We start from the raw sequence: 511 nt of genomic DNA, 5'->3' as shown, positions 1-511 counted from the left end.
CCCGGTCGTCGACGAGGACGCGCCGCTGTGGGTGGACGCCCCGGACCCCGGCTGGGCGGCCACCGTCCGGGCGGTCGCCGCCCTGGAGGCCCAAGTGCTGGGCTCCGGACCCGAGTTGAGCGGCGTGGTGCTGCGGTACGGCACGCTGTACGGCCCCGGCACCGCGTACGCCCGTACCGGGGCGTCCGGGCGGTTCGTCAGGGCGGGCAAGCTCCCGCTGCCCGAGGGCGGAGCCGGCGTCACCTCGTTCCTGCACGTGGAGGACGCCGTGGGCGCGGCGGTGGCGGCCGTGGAGTCGGAGGCGACCGGCGTCTTCCACATCACGGACGACGAACCGGCCCCGGCCGCCCAATGGCTGCCCCATTACGCCCGGGCCCTCGACGCCCCCGAGCCGCCCACGATCCCCGTGGCGACCGCGCCCCGGCTGCTCGGCTGGTTCGCGGCCCACCAGCTCACCTCGGCGGCCGGCGCGTCGAACACCCGGGCGGGCGGGGAACTCGGCTGGAAGCCG

At 77.5% G+C, this 511-nt stretch carries 1 protein-coding gene; it reads left to right on the top strand.

Translation table 11 applies throughout. The annotated features are described in order from the left end of the window. Positions 1-511, top strand: a 511-nt coding sequence (locus tag ACVNF4_RS36890; protein ID WP_461807155.1) for an NAD-dependent epimerase/dehydratase family protein, incomplete at both ends; no start/stop codon positions are given.

It is taken from the genome of Streptomyces sp. S6, from assembly GCF_054880855.1.
This window is presented reverse-complemented; position numbering and strand designations above follow the sequence as displayed.